General features: G+C 66.7%; 2 protein-coding genes. One reads left to right on the top strand and one right to left on the bottom strand.

All coding sequences use genetic code 11. The annotated features are described in order from the left end of the window. Nucleotides 1–261: 261 nt before the first annotated feature. Entirely contained in the window at nucleotides 262–1,812 is a 1,551-nt protein-coding gene (locus HOQ08_RS01120; protein WP_291190313.1) for a M4 family metallopeptidase, read from the bottom strand. A gap of 218 nt (nucleotides 1,813–2,030) precedes the next feature. On the opposite strand from HOQ08_RS01120, the gene HOQ08_RS01115 reads away from it, so the two are divergent. Further along, nucleotides 2,031–2,372 (top strand): MFS transporter (locus HOQ08_RS01115; protein WP_291190310.1); only part of this gene is annotated, 342 nt, incomplete at its 3' end.

Raw genomic sequence — 2,372 nt, 5'->3', positions numbered from 1 at the left:
TGGCGCGGGCGCACCGTCAAGGCGCGGAGCCGGATCGGGCGGCGACGGCTGCCGCCGTGCAGCGCAACCTGCGTCGAAGGAACGTTCGCTGCATGGCCGTGCTCCAGGGACGGAATTCCAGTATAGGCCTGCCATCGCGGCGCGAATGTGCAGGGGACGCATGCGCCCGCCCGGATGAATCCGTCCGCCGCGCGTCGGCTGCGCAAGGACGAGAGCCCGGCCTGCGGCCGGGCTCTTTCGTGCGGCCGCTTGTGGTCCGGTTTACTGGCAGGTTACGCCTGCCGCGTTGAATGCGGCCACCACGTCGCTGCGCGGGTAGCCGTAGTCGACCGCAGCGTTCTCCACGCCGCAGGCGCCGGAGTTGAAGGTGGCCGTGGCCGTCCAGTACATCGCGTTGGCCCGCTCGAACACCTCGAACGCCTTGCGCGTATTCCAGGTCGCCGACTTGGCGAGAGTGCAGAACGCCTTGTTGTACACGCCGCTGGAATAGTGCACGTCCAGGGTGCTGGTGTAATCGGCGGCATTCTCGATGGAGCGGCCGTCCCTGCTTGGCGTGCACATCCAGCGCAGCGCGGTGCCGTTCTTGATGATGTCGGCGCCGACCAGCCAGTCGTTGGCGCCGCGGTCGTAGTACTCGGCCGCCTCGCCGGCCATGTCGGAGAACGCCTCGTTCATGCCGCCGGACTGGCCGGAATACTGCAGGTTCGAGTGTTGTTCGGTGAAGCCATGGCTGATCTCGTGGCTGGTCACGTCCAGCGCGGTGAGCGGATAGAACGTGCTGGCGCCGTCGCCGAAGTTCATCGAGCTGCCGTTCCAGAACGCGTTCTCGTAGTTGCGGCTGTAGTGCACGTTCATCACCAGCTGCATGTTCAGCGGCGGGGCGCCGAACCAGGCGTTGTACATGTCGTGCACGACGCCGCCGAAGTGGTGCGCGTCGTTGATCGGCGAATAGGCGCCGTTGATGCCGTCGCCGCTGCTGGTGGGGCAGGTGAAGGCCCACAGCGTCGCGCGGTTGCGGCTCTGGTTCATGTCGTTGGTCTTGACGTCGGGATTGACCATCGAACAGGTGCTGCCCGATTGCGTGACCGCAAGCGCCGGGTAATTGCTGCCGTAGAAGTATTGCCCGGTCTTCTGGTTGCCGCCCGGGCCGTTGGCCGACGCCGGGGTGCCGGTGCCGCCACCGCCGCCACCGGGCTTGCCCTTGGTGGCAAGGCCCTCCCAGCTCGCCACGACGTCGCCGGTATCGGCATCGATGATCGCGGTCGGACGCGAAGGCCGGCCGCCGTGATCGACGAAGAACGAGGTCAGGTAGACCAGCTGCGCCTTCTTGCCTTCGGCATAGACGTACAGATCGTGCCTGACGTTCTGCAGGTCGCTGTCCGCTACCGCGTCGATGCCGATGCCTAGCGGCAGCAGGCCGGCGTGCTGCCGCAACACCGCCACCGCGCGTGCGCCGTCCAGGCGCGGCGTGGCCGAGGCGAGGTCGAAGCCCAGTCCACCGGAAAGATGGCCATCGACACTTTGTACGTTGCCGGTGGCGTCGCGTTCGACCACCACGCTGCGGCCATACACCGGCACGCCGTTGAACAGCTGGGCCTCGCGGGTCTTGACGGTGCCGCGCGCAGTGCGCAGCTGCAGGCCCGGAGCCAGCGAGGCCTGGGGATCCATCCCCAAGCGTTGCGCCAAGGCGCTGGAAGTCAGGTGACCCAGTGCGGACGTGCGGATGTGGTTCGGCGTGGCTGCCTGGACAGCGCCGGCCACGACCAGGCCGAGGGCGCCAAGCAGGGCGCCGGCAAGCGGTTTTTGCATCATTGGTGTTTTCCCTCCCAAGGAATTGGATGGGCGATCGGTGGCCTCATGCCACGTCTCGCCGCCATTGCGGCATGCCGGTCCTCCCCGGACTCGGCGTGCCGAAGCAAGAACTTACGATGATCGGGGAGGCAAGTCATCCTGCTGCGCACCACTCCCCGGCGGCCCGCACGGGACCGCGTGCTAGCCTGATGACTGCGGGTTGATGCTGGGGGCGAGGCATGGGTGTTCTGTCCACGTTGCGAGAGCTGGACCACGACCAGCGCCACACGGTGCTGGCCAGCTTCCTGGGCTGGACGCTGGATGCCTTCGACTACTTCCTGCTGACCTTCGTGATCGTCGGGATAGCGCAAGAATTTGGGGTGGAAAAGGCCGACGTGACGTTGGCGTTGCTGCTCACGCTGGCGGCGCGGCCGCTGGGTGCACTGGTCTTCGGCCGCCTGGCCGACCGCTACGGGCGCCGGCCGATCCTGATGCTGGACGTGGTGCTGTTCTCGCTGTTCGAACTGGCCACCGCGTTCTCGACGTCCTTGACGATGTTGCTGGTGCTGCGTTTCCTGTTC

The sequence above is a fragment of the Frateuria sp. genome (assembly GCF_013362045.1).
In the GTDB taxonomy this organism is placed as follows: Bacteria; Pseudomonadota; Gammaproteobacteria; order Xanthomonadales; family Rhodanobacteraceae; genus Frateuria_A.
The sequence above is the reverse complement of the archived record's forward strand: the minus strand, read 5'-3'. Positions and strand labels throughout refer to the sequence as shown.

Excerpts from the sequence above, each read along its gene's own strand:
- HOQ08_RS01120 (WP_291190313.1), bottom strand. The coding sequence starts at position 1,812 with ATGATGCAAAAACCGCTTGCCGGCGCCCTGCTTGGCGCCCTCGGCCTG.